Genomic DNA, 15,186 nt, shown 5'->3' on the forward strand with positions numbered 1-15,186 from the left:
CGATGCCCACGCTCGGCCAGAACCAGTACGGCAAGGCGGAAACCCGCGTCGTCCGGATCGTGCGGGACGGAGCCGTCCACCACATCAAGGACCTGAACGTGTCGGTGGCGCTCTCCGGCGACATGGACGAGGTCCACCTCTCCGGCAGCAACGCCAACGTCCTGCCGACGGACACCACCAAGAACACCGTGTACGCCTTCGCCAAGGAACACGGCATCGCCTCGCCCGAGCAGTTCGGCATCCTGCTCGCCCGCCACTTCGTCACCGGCCAGGACGCCATCCACACCGCCCGGATCCGGATCGAGGAGTACGGCTGGGAGCGGATCGAGACCGAGGGGGCGGCCCGCCACTCCTTCGTCCGTACGGGACAGGAGACCCGCACCGCCCAGGTCACCTTCGACGGAGAGGGGTGGGAGGTGATCTCCGGGCTGACGGGGCTGACCGTGCTGAACTCCACCGACTCGGAGTTCTGGGGCTTCGTCAAGGACGAATACACCACGCTGCCGGAGGTGCGCGACCGTATCCTCGCCACCGATGTGCACGCCCGGTGGCGCTACGGCTGGTGTGCCGATGACGGTGACGGTGACGGCGGCGGCGACGGCGACGGCGGCGGCGGCGAGCCCGCGCCGGACTGGGAGCTCGGATACGCCGGGGCCAGAGCCGACCTGCTGGCCGCCTTCGCCGAGACGTATTCGCTCTCGCTCCAGCAGACGCTGTACCAGATGGGCGCCCGCGTGATCGAAAACCGGCCCGCGATCGACGAAATACGGCTCTCGCTGCCCAACAAGCACCACTTCCTGGTCGACCTGGAACCCTTCGGCCTGAAGAACGACAACGAGGTCTATTTCGCCGCCGACCGGCCGTACGGCCTCATCGAGGCCACGATCCTGCGGGACGGCGTCCGGCCCCGGATCGCCACCGACTGAAGGGCGCCATGACAGACATGAACCGGACCGCAGAACCGAACCGCACCGCAGAACCGAACCGCATCGTCATCGAGAACTGCGCCATCGCGACCGTGGACGCCCACGACACCGAGTACACCAGTGGCCACATCGTCGTCGCGGGCAACCGCCTGGAGTCGGTGGGAGCGGGCCCCGCGCCCGCCGGCCTCGACGGGGTGGTCCGCAGGGTCGACGGCACCGGCCATCTGGCGACCCCCGGCCTGGTCAACACCCACCACCATTTCTACCAGTGGATCACCCGCGGCCTGGCCCAGGACCACAACCTCTTCAACTGGCTGGTCGCCCTCTACCCGATCTGGGCGCGGATCGACGAACCCATGGTGTACGAGTCGGCGCGCGCCTCGCTGGCCATGATGGTCCGCGGCGGCGTCACCTGCGCCATGGACCACCACTACGTCTTCCCGCGCGGCGCGGGCGACCTGCTGGGCGCCGAGCTGCGCGCGGCCAGGGAGCTGGGCGTACGGTTCACGGCCGCGCGCGGCTCCATGGACCGCGGCGAATCGGACGGCGGGCTGCCGCCCGACTTCGCCGTCGAGACCATCGAGGACGCGCTGCGCGCCACCGAGAAGGCGATCGACGCCCACCACGACCCGTCGTACGACTCCATGCTGCAGATCGCGGTCGCGCCCTGCTCGCCCTTCTCGGTCTCCACCGAACTGCTCCGCGAGGCAGCGATCCTGGCCCGCCGCAAGGGCGTACGGCTGCACACCCACGGCTCGGAGACGGTGGAGGAGGAGAAGTTCTGCCACGAGCTGTTCGGCATGGGCCCGACCGACTACTTCGAGTCGACCGGCTGGCTGGGCGAGGACGTGTGGATGGCGCACTGCGTCCATATGAACGACGCCGACATCGCGGCCTTCGCCCGCACCGGCACGGGCGTGGCACACTGCCCCTCGTCCAACGCCCGCCTGGCCGCCGGTATCGCCCGCGTCCCGGACCTGCTGGCCGCCGGCGTGCCGGTCGGCCTGGGCGTGGACGGCACCGCCTCCAACGAGTCCGGCGAACTGCACACCGAACTGCGCAACGCCCTGCTGATCAACCGCCTGGGCACACACCGCGAGGCGGCGCTGAACGCCCGTCAGGCGCTGCGCCTCGGCACCTACGGCGGGGCGCGGGTGCTCGGCCGCCACGAGCAGATCGGCTCCCTGGAGCCGGGCAAACTGGCCGACCTGGTGCTGTGGAAGCTCGACGGCCTCGGCCACTCCACGATCGCCGACCCGGTCGCGGCGCTGGTCCTCGGCCCACCGGCGCCGGTGACCCTGTCGCTCGTGGACGGCCGCCCGGTGGTGGAGTCGGGCCGGCTGCTCACCGCCGACGAGGACGACATCGCGCGCCGCGCCGGCGACGAGGCGCGCCGGCTCGCCCGTATCGCGGCTGACGGCTGACGGCTGAGCAGCTGACCGGGCTGAACCTTCCTGGGGCCGAGGGCGGTCGGCCCCGGCCCGGGTCAGCGCAGGGCGCTCTTGGCCCGCCACTCCTCCCAGCCGACGTTCCAGTCGCCGAAGCCGTTGTTCAGCGCCACCCGCCCCTTGGTCTCCGCGCCCTTGACCTCGAACGGGTCGCCGACCTGAGCGTGCTCGTAGAGCCATGCGGCGTTGGCGTCGCTCATGCCGATGCAGCCGTGGCTCTTGTTGGCCTTGCCGAAGTAGGCGGCGTTCCAGGGCGCGGCGTGTGCGTACGTACCCGACCAGGTCAGCCGCATCGAGTAGTCGACCGTCTCGTCATAGGCGTTGCCGAGGCCGACGGTCTCGGAGTTCATCCGGATGGTGCCCTCCTTGGCCATCAGCACCTCCGTGCCCCGCCAGGAGCCGGTGTCGGCGCCGGGGGTGCCGCCGGAGACCGGGAAGGTCTTGACCACCTTGCCGTCGCGCTCCAGGGTGAGTTGCTTGCTGTCGAGGTCGACCTTGACCACCTGCCGGGCGCCGACGGTGAAGCCGAGCTTGTAGTCGCGTACGAACCAGCCGCCACCCGCGCCCGAGTCGGTGCCGTTCAGCCGGGCGTCCAGGGTGACCCGGGTGCCGGGCCGCCAGTACTCCTTGGGCCGCCAGTCCACCCGGTCCTTCCCCGACCAGTCCTTCATCCAGCCCCAGGAACCCTCGGTGTGGTTGGAGGTGGTGACCTTGAGCTGCTTCTCCACCGCGGCCTTGTTCGCCACCGGGCGGTCGAAGACCAGCGAGATCGGCTGCGCGACGCCCACCGTGGTGTCACCGCCCGGCCGCCAGTCCACCTTGTTGACCAGGCCGGCCGCGGCGGTGGTGAAGGTGGACTTCGCGTTTCCCGCGGCCCCGCCCTCGGCGCGGGTGGCCGCCTTGACGGTGTAGGTGGTGCCGGGCGCGGCGTTGCGGTCCGAGGTCCAGGTCCGGCGGTCGTCCGACACCGTGCCGCCGAGCCTGCCACCGCGGCCGTCGGTGACGGTCACCGAGGCGAGGGTGCCGCCGCTCGCGGCGACCTTGACCGGCTCGCCCGCCTTCCGGGGCGTGACGGTGACCGTCACCGCCCTGCCGCCGCCCGAGCCCCCGCCGCCGACCTTCGCGTCCGCCTTCGCCGGGGCCGACCCGCCGGAGGAGCAGCCGGTCAGCGCGGCGGTCAGCAGGGCGGCGGCGGCCGTGGCCGCGGCGGTCGTGGTCGCGGGGCGCACGCGTATCTGGCGCAACGGAAACCTCCGTGAGAGCCGGGGAGATGACGGGACGCTCGGGACTCTAAGCCGCGAAAAGCCCGGGAATCGGCCTTAGCGGCCCATGTGACAGCAGCTGCAGAGGAACGGTCATGGTCCGGTCACATTCGCCGTTCGCCGAGCGGCGCCTTGGCGTCTGGTGCCCGGCGTCAGGACGGCACCTTCGGGGCCACTGCGGCGGCGAAGGCGGCGGCCTCCCCGCACAGATCCGATGAGGATCCGTCGTCGGACGAGACGTACACGTACGCCTTGCCGAACGAGGTGGGCCACTGCACCGTGCACCCAGCCGTGCCACTATCGCTGACCGACGCGGACTGCAGACCGTGCACGGTGGTCGGAGTGGGCTCCGGCGAGGTGGGGATGTCGGTGGTGCTGTAGTCGAGCAGGAAGGTGAGGGATTCGAGGTCGGTCCAAGCGCACATCCTGCGTCCGGGCGGGAACGGGGTCGAAACCGCGGAGGGGTCCAAGGACAGGTCCGCGGTCGCGGCCGCAGGCGCGGCGAGGGCCGCGCAGGGGTCGGGGAGCGCGCTCGCGCCGGGTGCGGCGGACGGTGCAGACGGGGTGCTGCCACGGCCCGGGGCGCCCCGGCCGTGGGCCTGATCGTCGCTGTCCTGCTGCCCCAGGAAGACGACCACGCCCACGAGCAGCACCAGGACGGCGACGACCACGATCAGCGGGCGCCGCGGTCCGGCCCCCGGTGGCGGGAGGGCCGGTCGCAGCGGTGTCACCCAGTCCTGCCGGTCCGCGTCCCACTGGGGCATGCCGGTCCCCGCCCTCAGCCCTGGCCGCCGAGGAGTTGCAGGATCTGCTGGACGACTGCGGTCGCCGCGGCGAGCCCCGCCACGCCCGCCGTGCCGAGCTCGATGCGGTCGCGCAGCCGTTGCAGACGGTCCCGCCGTACCTGCCCGGTGGTGTCGATCTCCTCCTCGGCGTCGGCCAGCTGAGCATCGATCTCCGACGTCTCGTCCGTCGGGTTGAGCAGGGGCAGCTGCCGGCGCAGGGTGCCCAGGGCCGCGCGGAGTTCCGGCGGCGCGTCGATCGCCGACTGTGTCGAGGCGTCCACCGCCCTGGCGTCCGCCCCCGCCGCCGCGGCGCCGCCGGCCATGACGCCGATGCTGATCCCACCGGGGGGACTCGGCGGTACGGAGGGGCCTCGGGCCCCGGGTGGCTGCGGGAGCGGTGGTGCCGGTGGGCCGTCCCGTAGCGAGCGGTCCTCGGCGGTGGCCCTGTCCCCGGCCGCGACCGCGCCACCGGTCAGCACACCGATGCTGATCCCGCCACCGCCACCGCCACCGCCACCGCTGCTGCTGCCGCTGCTGCCGTTACCCCGGCCCTCCTCGGGCTCTTGGTCCTCGGTCGTCATGTCGTGCTGATGCCTTTCTCCGCCGTGGTGCTGAGGTATTTCGCCGAGCTCCGCTCGCCCGTCGCCACCGCGCCACCGCTCATATCGCCGATGAACACTCCGCCCTCACCCACGTTGATGATGTAGTGGTCGAAATCGCCGGTCTCGTAGCCCTTGTTCCGCAGCGCCTCCTGCACCCCGTTGGCGATCCGGTCCTGCAGGGTCTTCACATACCGGCTGATGTCCATCTCCTGGAACAGGGAGACCTCCTCCACGCTCCCCAGCTCCCGCACCGAGGCGACCGGCGCGTCCGGTGGGGCGTACTGCGGTGTCGTCAGCCAGGTCCGGAAGGCGGACAGGCACGTCTGGACCAGCCAGACCCCGGCGGCGAATCCCGCCGAGGGGCTGCTCAGCAGGGCCTGGACGGCGTCGCGCAGGCCGTACTGGCGCTGCGCCGCGATCACATCGACCGACTTGTACTCCGGGCGTACGGGCGTCAGGACATGCGGGGCGACCTCGAGCACCAGCATCCTGCCCTGGGTGTGGACGCGGACCAGCATGCATACGGCGACCTGCTCGTCCCAGGCCCCGACCCGTACCCGCAGAAAGTGCCGGCGGGCCTCGGCGCCCTCGCCGACCGCCTGGTCGAGATGGGCCTGGACGGTCTCGGGATCGCGGTCCAGCTGATCCCGCTGCGGCCCGGCCGGCAGATAGACCAGCTCATCGACCTGGAGGGAGCGGAGCCGGTCCCGGCTGGTGGCCGCGGCCGAGGTGCGCAGGGCCGCCAGCCGCGGTTTGATCAGCTCGACGAGCTCACGGCCGGTGAGGGGCGCGAGGGGCGCGCCCTCGCCCTCCGGCGTCCCGGACGGGGCGGGCGCAGCTCGTGGCGGGGCGGGCTCCGGTCGTGGCGGGGGGTCGGCGTCCCCGCGCTCCCCGGGCGTTGCCCGCGCCCGGGTCCTCCCCTTCAACTCCATGACCACCGACCAGGGTTTGTACGGCGTGCCGGCGCCGACGAAGGGCCGGAACGGGTCGTAGATGACCAGCGGGGAGTACTGCTCACGCGCGATGGCCGCGCCGATCCGCCGGTACCGGTCGGAGGACGGTAAACGCGTATGCGGTCCTCGTGCGAAGGCGTCGCGGCTCAGCTGTTGGCGCATGACGGAGACGACGTGCAGCCGGTGCACCCACACCGGCAGCATCAGCAGAAGCGGGAACGCCACGGCGGCCCAGGGCCTGTGGCCCCGCTGCCAGGCGAGGGCCACGGCCACCGCGTACGACACCGTGAGCACGAAGGGCAGGACCGGCAGCACCGCCTTCCACCGGCCGCGGGTGGCCTCCTTGAGCACCGAGCGCCCGAGGGCGAAGAGGGAACTCCGGCGCCCGCGCGCGGCCCAGGCGGCGAGGCAGATCAGCCCGTACCCCAGGAACCAGGGGATGGGCAGCGTCGTCTGCGAGCCGATCTCGAGCACGTCGAGCGCGATGAACGCCGCCCAGAGGGCGAGCAGCGCCAGCGCGGTCTGCGTCTCCCGGCGGTGGGCCCGCAGTGCGTGGGCGAGGACCGGCAGCGCGTCGAAGCCGAGCGAGGGCGCGATCGTCCGCTCCTCGTGTTCGACGAGCTCTTCGATGATGTTGCGGCGGAACTGCCCGTCGAAGTACACCCCCGCGCAGAGCAGCCGGGTGGCCTCGCTCCGGCCAGGGTCTGACAGTAACGCGGCGGACTGTCCGGACCCAGGCACTCGGATACCCCCTGATCGAATGTGCTACCGAGCAGTATGTCGTCCGGCCGACGGACCGGGAAGCGGATCGTTCGGGAATGGCATATCCCGCCTCCCGAGGCCGACTCGGACGACGCGTCCGACCTGGCCTTTCGCCATGTGCGGACGTACGTACGGGTAGGTACGGCGATCGGCCGCCGTGTGACGGTGACCGCACAGGAACGGTCATCGTCCGGTCACCCTCGCCGAGCGGCGCGGTCATGGACGGCTGTGAATCTTCCTCGCGTTCCCATCAACGGCACCCGAGGAGGCGCAGTGTCAGCGCTGCTCGTGACGGCGGGCCCGCGTCCGCGGCAAGCCCGGCTGGGGCCCGTCATCCCCGAGGCGTACCGCGCCTTCCTGGCGTCCCGCACCGGCTCCGCCCTGGGCCCCGGCTTTCTGCAGTGCCCGTCCTGGGCCGCGGTGAAGGACGGCTGGCAGGCCCAACTGCTCGGCTGGGGCCCGGATACCGGCCCCGGGGCGGGGGAGAGTCCACGCGAATTGAACGGTGTCGCGCTGGTGCTGCTGCGCCAGCTGCCCGGCACCCGGAAGTACTTCGCCTATCTGCCCGAGGGGCCCGTCGCCGACTGGACCGACCCGGACATCGACGGCTGGCTCGACCCGCTGCTGCGCCATCTGCGCGCCTCCGGCGCATTCGCCGTCCGCATCGGCCCCGCACCCGCCCACCGCAGCTGGACCGCCGCCGCGCTCAAGGCGGCCACCGGCCCCGGCCGTCATCTGCCCGACGTCCTCACCTGCCAGGTCGACCCCCTGGGCACCGTCGTCACCGAACGGCTGCGCGCCCGCGGCTGGCGCCGCTGCGGCGACGACGGAGACGGGGCCGGGGACGCGCAGCCCCGCTATGTCTTCCGCGTCCCGCTGGCCGGCCGCACCCGCGAGGACCTGTGGAGCGGGCTCAACCAGGAGTGGCGGCGGAACATCCGCCGGGCCCACAAGTCGGGCGTACGGGTGGAGCTGGGCGGCCCCGCCGAACTCCCCGAGTTCTACCGGCTGCTGCGGATCACCGAGGAGCGCGACGGCTTCCGCCTCGGCCGCTCACTGACGTACTACGAGCGCCAGTACGCGGCCCTCAACGCCGAGGCGCCGGGCCGGATGAGGCTCTACCTCGCCCGGTACGAGGGCGAGATCCTGGCCGCCCACACCATGATCACGGTCGGCCGGCGGGTCTGGTACCAGACCGGAGCCTCCGCCGACCACCGACGCGAGGTACGCCCCTCCAACGCCCTGCAGTGGCAGATGATGCTGGACGCTCACGCCCAGGGCGCGGAGGTCTACGACATGCGCGGGGTACCCTCCACACTCGACCCCGACGAACGGCCGTTCGGGCTGATGCGCTGGAAGCTGGGCACCGGAGGCCAGGTCGTCGAGACGCTGGGGGAGTGGGAGACACCATTGAGCGGCACCGCCAACCACGCGCTCCACCGCGCCTTCCAGCTCTACCTGGCCCGTCGATGAGCGCCCCCGCGAACCCGGTGGGCCCGGCGGGTCCGGTGGGCGCCGCGGGCCCGCCCGGCCCGGCGGCGTCGCCGACCTCGGTGGCCGGCGCGACCTCGACGGAGCCGCCCGCCGAGCGGCCCGCCTCCGTGCTGCGCAGCGGGGCCGTCATGGCGGCGGGGTCCTTGGTCTCGCGCGCCACCGGATTCGTACGCTCCGCCGTCGTCGCCGCCGCGCTCGGGGTCGGGCTGGCGGCCGATGGGTACGCGGTCGGCAATTCCGTGCCCAATATCGTCTACACGCTGCTGCTCGGCGGTGCGCTCAACGCCGTGTTCGTGCCCGAGCTGGTCAAGGCCGCCAAGGAGCACGCGGACGGTGGGGCCGCGTATACCGATCGGCTGCTGACCGTCTGCACCGCGGCCCTGTTGCTGATCACCGTCGGGGCGGTGTTCGCCGCGCCCGCCATCGTCGCGGCGTACACCGACTACACGGGCGGGCAGGCCACGATGACGGTCGCCTTCGCCCGTTACTGCCTGCCGCAGATCTTCTTCCTCGGGCTGTTCACTCTCCTGGGCCAAGTGCTCAACGCCCGGGGCCGGTTCGGCGCGATGATGTGGACCCCCGTCCTCAACAACGTCGTCGTCATCGCCGTCTTCGGCCTGTATCTGGCGACGGCCGGCACCGGGGGCACGCTCACCCCCGGCGAGACCGCGCTGCTCGGCTGGGGCACGACCGCGGGCATCGCCGTCCAGGCGCTGGCGCTGCTGCCGTCGCTGCGCGCGGCGCGCTTTCGCTGGCGGCCGCGGTTCGACTGGCGGGGCAGCGGGCTGTCCCGGCCGCTGCGTTCGGCGGGGTGGCTGGTGCTGCTGGTGTTCACCAACCAGCTCGCGTACTGGGTGGTGACCTGGCTGGCCACGATGGCCGGGGAGCGCGCGGCGGCCGCGGGGACCGACGGCGCCGGATTCAGCGCGTACAACAACGCGTATCTGCTGTGGGCCGTGCCGCACGGGATCGTGACCGTCTCGCTGGTCACCGCGCTGATGCCGCGGATGAGCGGGGCGGCGGCCGACGGTGACACCGCGGCCGTGCGGCGGGACGTCTCGTACGCCCTGCGCAGCAGCGCCGCCGCCGTCGTACCGGCCGCCTGTGCGCTGTTGGCGCTCGCCGAGCCGGTGATGGCGGTGGTCTTCCAGTACGGCAGGACCGGCGCGGACGATATCGCGGTGATGGCGGGGGCGCTGATGGCGTTCGCCCCGGGGCTGGTGGCCTTCTCCGGGCAGTACGTCCTCTCGCGCGCCTTCTACGCGCTCTCCGACACCCGCACACCCTTCTTCCTGAACCTGGTGATCTCCGGGCTCAACGCGGGGCTGTCCGCGGCCACGTATCTGCTGCTGCCCGCGCGTTGGGCGGTGACCGGTATGGCCGGGGCGTACTCGGCGGCGCTGTTCGGGGGCTGGGCGGCCACCGCGTACGTACTGAACCGCAGGCTCGCGCCCACACCGGGCGAGCGGGGGCGGGCGCGGCGCGGCGGGCTGTGGCGCTCGTCGTCCGTGGCCGCGCTGGCCCGGCTGTTGCTGGCCGCCGTCCCGGCCACCGCGCTCGGCCAGTTCGCGGCCGGCCGTACGGCCCCGCTGGGCCCGCTCGCCGCCACCACCGTGGGTGTGGTGGCCATTCTGCTGGTCTTCGCGATCCTGGCCCGCCCGCTGCGGCTGACCGAAGTGGACGCCGCGCTCAAGGCCGTGCCCCGCAAACTGAGCCGCCGGACCTGATCGGCCGCCGGACCTGAGTCGCCGCCGCCTCACCTGCCGAAATGGAATACTCCGCACATGCCACGCGTCCTTCTCATCGAAGACGACCCCTCCGTCCGCGAAGGGATCGAACTCGGCCTGCGCCGCCGCGGACACGATGTGCGCACCGCCGCCACCGGGGAGGCCGGGCTCACCGCCATCCGCGAGTTCGGGCCGGATCTGCTGCTCCTGGACCTGATGCTGCCCGGTATCAACGGAGTCCAGGTGTGCCGCCGGGTCCGCGAATCCAGCCAGCTGCCGATCATCATGCTCACCGCGCGCGGCGACGACTTCGACGTCGTGGTCGGGTTGGAGGCCGGGGCCGACGACTACATCGTCAAGCCCGCCCGCACCGAGGTCATCGAGGCCCGCATCCGGGCCGTGCTGCGCCGGATCGAGGAGCCCGGGGGCCGCCCCGCCGTCGAGTTCCACGGCGATCTCGCCATCGACCGCGCCGGGCTGGCCGTGTCCAAGGCCGGGGAACGCCTCGCGCTCGCGCCCTCCGAGCTGAAGCTCCTGCTGTATCTGACCGCCGCGCCCGAGCAGGTCTTCAGCCGTCAGCAACTGCTCGAACAGGTCTGGGAGCACAGCTACCACGGCGACGCCCGCCTGGTCGACGCCTGCGTACGGCGGCTGCGCCACAAGATCGAGGACGTGGCCGGCAGCCCGCGCTACATACAGACCCTGCGGGGCTTCGGCTACCGCTTCGGACCGCTGTGAGCTCCCGTTGACCCGTTGGAGAGCCCGCATCGGGCTGCGCACCCGCCTCGTGCTCGCCTTCCTGCTGGTCGCCGCGGTCAGCGCGGGCACCACCGCGACCCTCACCTACCGCAAGGCGCGCACCGCGATCCTCGAACAGGCCCAGGACACCGCCGTCTCCTCCTTCCGGGACCGGGTCAGCGACATGGGCATCCCGCTGCCCGTCGAGTCCAAGTCCCTCCAGGAGCAGCTGCGCCAACTCGCCCGGCAGGGCAAGCCGCACCCCTGGGTGGTCTTCGCCGAGTACGGATCGGTCCGGGTCTCCTCCGGCACCAGCCCCGTCTCCACCGTCATCACCCCGCAGCTGCGCCGCGCCGCGCTCGCCAGCCCGCGCAGCGGCAGCTTCCAGCGCGTCGAGAAGCATGGCGACCCCTGGCTGACCGTCGCCGTTCCGACCGTCTTCCGGGCCGGGAAGACCGTACGCCCCACGGGCCTTGTGCTGTACGCGGTGATGCCGCTGACCGACGAGGAGGCCAACGTCCGGGCCATGGTCACCGCGGCCCGCGACGGGGCCCTGCCGGGGCTCGCGGTGGCGCTCGTCCCCGCGCTGCTGGCCGCGCGCAGTGTGCTGCGCCCGGTGCGCGATCTGCGGAAGGCATCACAGAGCATGGGCCGGGGCCGCCTCGACACCCGGATCCAGGTCAAGGGCAGCGATGAACTCGCGGACCTCGCCCGCACCTTCAACGAGTCCGCCGTCGCCCTGGAGCGATCCGTGGGCGAACTCCAGGACGCCGAGGCGCGCGCCCGCCGCTTCGCCTCCGATGTCTCGCATGAGCTGCGCACCCCGCTCGCCGGGATGCTCGCGGTCACCGAGGTCCTGGACGAGGACGCCGCCCGCCTCGCCCCCGACACCGCGGCCGCCGTCCGGCTGATCAGCGCGGAGACGGGCAAACTCGCGGTCCTCGTCGAGGACCTGATGGAGATCTCCCGCTTCGACGCCGGGGCCGCCGAGCTGAACACCGACGAGGTCGACGTCGCGCAGACCATCCGCAAGACCCTGACCGGCCGCCACTGGACCGATTCCGACGAGATCGTCACCGACCTGCCCGACGGCATCCGGGCCCGGCTCGACCCCCGCCGTTTCGATGTCGTCGTCGCCAACCTCGTCGGCAACGCGCTGCGGCACGGCGCCGCGCCGGTCGTCGTACGGCTGCGGCTGGAGCCGGGAACGGAGAAGGGGGCGGGGGCGGAATCGGGAGCGGGCGGTGAGGGGGCGCGGCTTGTCACCGAGGTGGCCGACAGCGGCCCCGGTATCCGCCCGGAGGCGCTGCCGCATATCTTCGACCGCTTCTACAAGGCGGAATCGGCCCGCACTCGGTCGGAGGGCAGCGGCCTCGGCCTCGCCATCACCCAGGAGAACGTATGGCTGCACGGCGGCACGATCCGGGCCGCGAACGGCCCACAGGGGGGCGCCGTCTTCACTGTGGAGATCCCCCTGATGGGCACGGCTGGGGAGGTGACGGTGTGAAGCGCCTGGACCGCCTGAGCCGCCTGGGCCTTCCCGTGGTGGCGGCCGTGTTGCTGACGGGCTGCGGGCTGCGGCAGAGCGATGTCATCGAGGCCGGCGGCCCGGCCACCGTCACGGTCTTCCCCGACGCCGAGCAGCGGCAGATCCTCTTCTTCGTCTCCTCGGAAGGCCGCCTCACTCCGGTGGCCGGGGGAGTCTTCGTGGACCGGGAGGGGGAGTACGACGGGAAGGTGCCGGGCGAGACGGCCCTCATGATGCTTCTCGCCGGCCCGAGCGCGAAGGCGCGCGCGGCCGGGCTCCACACGGAGCTGCCCCGGTCGGCGGGGCACATCGAGATGGAGTCGGGCACGGACCAGGTGCTGGTCCGTGTCCCGGTCGCGGTGCGGAGGCTCGGAAAGACCGCCGTGCGCCAGCTGGTCTGCACGGCGGCGTATGCGGAGGGCGGCGACGGCACCGCAGAGGTGACCGTCGCGGGCGACGACGGCAGGCTCCCGCCTGCCCACTGCGACGCGTGACGCCGCAGGGCGATGTGCCCCGACCCCTGGAATTCGCCCGACGGGTGGGGCACACAGCCCGGTGCGCGGCTCCGGCTCAGCGCAGCAGCTCGTACGCCGGCAGCGTCAGGAACTCCGCGTAGTCCTCGTCCAGCGCGACCTTGAGCAGCAGATCGTGGGCCTGCTGCCAGTTGCCCGCGGCGAACGCCTCCCCCCCGATCTCCTCGCGGATCGCCGTCAGCTCCTCCGCCGCGATGGTGCGGACGAGACCGGCCGTCGCCTTCTCGCCGTTCTCGAAGACGACACCCGCGTTGATCCACTGCCAGATCTGGGAGCGGGAGATCTCGGCGGTGGCGGCGTCCTCCATGAGGTTGAAGATGGCGACCGCGCCCAGGCCGCGCAGCCATGCCTCGATATAGCGGATGCCGACCTGGACCGCGTTGCGCAGCCCCGCCGAGGTGGGCTTGGCTTCCAGGGAGGCGACGTCGATCAGTTCGGCCGCGGTGACCTGGACGTCCTCGCGCAGCCGGTCCTTCTGATTGGGCTTGTCGCCGAGCACCGCGTCGAACGAAGCGCGGGCGATCGGGACCAGGTCGGGGTGGGCGACCCACGAGCCGTCGAAGCCGTCGTTCGCCTCGCGGTCCTTGTCGGCCCTGACCTTCTGATACGCGACGGCGTTGACCTCGGGGTCGCGGCGGGAGGGGATGAAGGCCGCCATGCCGCCGATCGCGTGGGCGCCGCGCTTGTGGCAGGTGCGCACCAGCAGCTCGGTGTAGGCGCGCATGAAGGGGGCGGTCATGGTGACGGCGTTGCGGTCGGGGAGGACGAAGTCGGGCCCGGCGTCACGGAAGTTCTTGACGATGGAGAAGAGGTAGTCCCAGCGCCCCGCGTTGAGCCCGGAGGCGTGGTCGCGCAGCTCGTAGAGGATCTCGTCCATCTCGTACGCGGCGGTGATGGTCTCGATGAGCACGGTGGCGCGGATGGTGCCCTGGGGGATGCCGAGGTGATCCTGGGCGAAGACGAAGATGTCGTTCCAGAGGCGGGCCTCGAGGTGCGACTCGGTCTTGGGGAGGTAGAAGTACGGGCCCTTGCCCTGGTCGAGCAGGCGCTGGGCGTTGTGGAAGAAGTAGAGCCCGAAGTCGACGAGGGCGCCGGGCACGGCGCGGTCGCCGGCCCGCAGATGGCGCTCGTCCAGGTGCCAGCCGCGCGGCCGGGCGACGACGGTGGCGAGCTCTTCGGCGGGGCGCAGTGCGTACGCCTTGCCCTCGGGGGTGGTGAAGTCGATGCGGCGCTGGTAGGCGTCGATCAGGTTGAGCTGGCCGTGGACGACGTTCTCCCAGGTCGGCGCGGAGGCGTCCTCGAAGTCGGCGAGCCAGACCCTGGCGCCCGAGTTGAGGGCGTTGATGGTCATCTTGCGGTCGGTGGGGCCGGTGATCTCCACCCGGCGGTCGTCGAGCGCGGCCGGGGCGGGGGCGACGCGCCAGTCGGCGTCCTCGCGGATGTGGGCGGTCTGCGGGAGGAAGTCAAGGGTGCCGGTTCGGGCGATCTCGGCGCGGCGTTCGGCACGGCGGGCGAGCAGTTCGTCGCGGCGCGGGGTGAAGCGGTGGTGGAGCTCGGCCAGGAAGGCCAGGGCCGAGTCGGTCAGCACCTCACCCTGCCGTTCCAGCGGCTCGGCGTCGACGATGGCCAGCGGGGACGGTGCTGGTGCGGACATGGGCGGTCACTCCTCGGGCGACACAGGGCGAGACATCTGGGCTTCTGCGACTTCTGCTTAGCGGATACTAATTTCCTCATGGCGGAACTTCAACGTTCTGTTGGACTCACTCCAGCCGTTTCAGGTCCTCGGGGGTGTCGATGTCATCGGGCCGGGCGATGTCGGAGCAGTCGACGAGCGTGACCTCCGGCTGATGCTCCTTCAGATAGGCCCGTGCCCCGCGATCGCCCACCGCACTCGCCGCGACCTCCGCCCACCGCTCGGCGCCGAACAGCGCCGGATGGCCCCGTCGCCCGTCGTACACCGCCGCGGCCAGGCACGACGGCCCGTCGTACGCCGCCGCCACCCGGGCCACCGCCGCGGCCCCGATCCCCGGCTGGTCCACGAGCATCACCAGCGCCGCCCCCACCCCCACCCCCGCCCCCGCCCTCGTATCGGCCAGCGAGGCGAGCCCGGCCCGCAGCGAGGAGCCCATGCCCTCGGCCCAGTCCGGGTTGTCGACCAGCGTGCACCCCGGGAGTTCGGCCTTGGCCCGTACGGCTTCGGCGGCCGCGCCCAGCACGATATGCACCGGTTCGCAGCCGCCCTCCCGCAGTGCCCGCACCGCGTGCTCGACCAGCGGTCTGCCACGGTGGGCCAGCAGCGCCTTCGGCCGCCCGCCCAGCCGCCTGCCCCCGCCGGCGGCCAGCAGCAACCCGGCGACCTGCGCTCTATCGTGCGATGTGTGATCTGTCGGCATTGCCTACCGCTCATCCCTTCTTGATCCCCCTATGT

The 15,186-nt window shown here is 72.2% G+C and carries 13 protein-coding genes; 7 read left to right on the plus strand and 6 right to left on the minus strand.

The genetic code is table 11. The annotated features are described in order from the left end of the window. Positions 1–2: 2 nt before the first annotated feature. Both pucL and ACFV2X_RS34220 read left to right on the plus strand, forming a co-directional pair. Positions 3–926, plus strand: coding sequence for a factor-independent urate hydroxylase (gene pucL / locus ACFV2X_RS34215; RefSeq protein ID WP_385624137.1), 924 nt, complete (start codon positions 3–5; stop codon positions 924–926). 17 nt (positions 927–943) lie between these two features. Continuing rightward, the gene (locus ACFV2X_RS34220) at positions 944–2,350 is read left to right on the plus strand and encodes an 8-oxoguanine deaminase (protein ID WP_385624140.1); all 1,407 of its coding nucleotides are present in this window, start codon (positions 944–946) and stop codon (positions 2,348–2,350) included. 62 nt (positions 2,351–2,412) lie between these two features. Here ACFV2X_RS34220 and ACFV2X_RS34225 read toward each other — a convergent pair whose 3' ends face one another. The 4 genes from ACFV2X_RS34225 to ACFV2X_RS34240 all read right to left on the minus strand — a co-directional run bounded on the left by ACFV2X_RS34225 (position 2,413) and on the right by ACFV2X_RS34240 (position 6,717). Beyond that, positions 2,413–3,618, minus strand: coding sequence for an Ig-like domain-containing protein (locus ACFV2X_RS34225; protein WP_385624142.1), 1,206 nt, complete (start codon positions 3,616–3,618; stop codon positions 2,413–2,415). 170 nt (positions 3,619–3,788) lie between these two features. Continuing rightward, positions 3,789–4,400 carry a DUF3558 domain-containing protein gene (locus tag ACFV2X_RS34230; protein ID WP_385624145.1) on the minus strand — a complete coding sequence of 204 codons (612 nt, stop codon included), beginning with the start codon at positions 4,398–4,400 and terminating at the stop codon, positions 3,789–3,791. Between the two features lie 14 nt (positions 4,401–4,414). Further along, positions 4,415–5,002 (minus strand): hypothetical protein, encoded by a 588-nt coding sequence (locus ACFV2X_RS34235; protein ID WP_385624148.1) that lies wholly within the window; start codon positions 5,000–5,002, stop codon positions 4,415–4,417. Then, entirely contained in the window at positions 4,999–6,717 is a 1,719-nt protein-coding gene (locus tag ACFV2X_RS34240; RefSeq protein ID WP_385624150.1) for a hypothetical protein, read from the minus strand. The genes ACFV2X_RS34235 and ACFV2X_RS34240 overlap by 4 nt, the downstream gene beginning before the upstream one ends. A 294-nt stretch (positions 6,718–7,011) precedes the next feature. Between ACFV2X_RS34240 and ACFV2X_RS34245 the strand changes: the two genes are divergently transcribed. From ACFV2X_RS34245 to ACFV2X_RS34265, 5 genes are read left to right on the plus strand one after another with little or no spacing between them, the layout of a single operon-like run. Then, on the plus strand, positions 7,012–8,211 hold the full coding sequence (locus ACFV2X_RS34245; RefSeq protein WP_385624153.1) for a lipid II:glycine glycyltransferase FemX: 1,200 nt from the start codon (positions 7,012–7,014) through the stop codon (positions 8,209–8,211). Continuing rightward, the gene (gene murJ, locus ACFV2X_RS34250) at positions 8,208–9,959 is read left to right on the plus strand and encodes a murein biosynthesis integral membrane protein MurJ (protein WP_385624156.1); all 1,752 of its coding nucleotides are present in this window, start codon (positions 8,208–8,210) and stop codon (positions 9,957–9,959) included. Before ACFV2X_RS34245 ends, murJ begins: the two co-directional genes overlap by 4 nt. Positions 9,960–10,016: 57 nt before the next feature. Further along, on the plus strand, positions 10,017–10,697 hold the full coding sequence (locus ACFV2X_RS34255; protein WP_014175542.1) for a response regulator transcription factor: 681 nt from the start codon (positions 10,017–10,019) through the stop codon (positions 10,695–10,697). A gap of 7 nt (positions 10,698–10,704) precedes the next feature. Beyond that, positions 10,705–12,204: an ATP-binding protein gene (locus ACFV2X_RS34260; protein ID WP_385624158.1), complete on the plus strand. Its 1,500-nt coding sequence runs from the start codon at positions 10,705–10,707 to the stop codon at positions 12,202–12,204. Further along, on the plus strand, positions 12,201–12,719 hold the full coding sequence (locus ACFV2X_RS34265; protein ID WP_385624161.1) for a hypothetical protein: 519 nt from the start codon (positions 12,201–12,203) through the stop codon (positions 12,717–12,719). The genes ACFV2X_RS34260 and ACFV2X_RS34265 overlap by 4 nt, the downstream gene beginning before the upstream one ends. Before the next feature lie 76 nt (positions 12,720–12,795). Here ACFV2X_RS34265 and aceB read toward each other — a convergent pair whose 3' ends face one another. Together aceB and ACFV2X_RS34275 are read right to left on the minus strand one after the other, a co-directional pair. Continuing rightward, positions 12,796–14,412: a malate synthase A gene (gene aceB, locus ACFV2X_RS34270; RefSeq protein WP_385624163.1), complete on the minus strand. Its 1,617-nt coding sequence runs from the start codon at positions 14,410–14,412 to the stop codon at positions 12,796–12,798. A gap of 106 nt (positions 14,413–14,518) precedes the next feature. Then, positions 14,519–15,151 (minus strand): NTP transferase domain-containing protein, encoded by a 633-nt coding sequence (locus tag ACFV2X_RS34275; RefSeq protein ID WP_385624166.1) that lies wholly within the window; start codon positions 15,149–15,151, stop codon positions 14,519–14,521. Positions 15,152–15,186 lie beyond the last annotated feature (35 nt).

The organism is Streptomyces sp. NPDC059679, assembly GCF_042734105.1.
In the GTDB taxonomy this organism is placed as follows: domain Bacteria; phylum Actinomycetota; class Actinomycetes; order Streptomycetales; family Streptomycetaceae; genus Streptomyces.

Coding starts and splice junctions, on each gene's coding strand:
- pucL (WP_385624137.1), top strand. CDS start 3: ATGCCCACGCTCGGCCAGAACCAGTACGGCAAGGCGGAAACCCGCGTC.
- ACFV2X_RS34220 (WP_385624140.1), top strand. CDS start 944: ATGAACCGGACCGCAGAACCGAACCGCACCGCAGAACCGAACCGCATC.
- ACFV2X_RS34230 (WP_385624145.1), bottom strand. CDS start 4,400: ATGCCCCAGTGGGACGCGGACCGGCAGGACTGGGTGACACCGCTGCGA.
- ACFV2X_RS34235 (WP_385624148.1), bottom strand. CDS start 5,002: ATGACGACCGAGGACCAAGAGCCCGAGGAGGGCCGGGGTAACGGCAGC.
- murJ (WP_385624156.1), top strand. CDS start 8,208: ATGAGCGCCCCCGCGAACCCGGTGGGCCCGGCGGGTCCGGTGGGCGCC.
- ACFV2X_RS34255 (WP_014175542.1), top strand. CDS start 10,017: ATGCCACGCGTCCTTCTCATCGAAGACGACCCCTCCGTCCGCGAAGGG.
- aceB (WP_385624163.1), bottom strand. CDS start 14,412: ATGTCCGCACCAGCACCGTCCCCGCTGGCCATCGTCGACGCCGAGCCG.
- ACFV2X_RS34275 (WP_385624166.1), bottom strand. CDS start 15,151: ATGCCGACAGATCACACATCGCACGATAGAGCGCAGGTCGCCGGGTTG.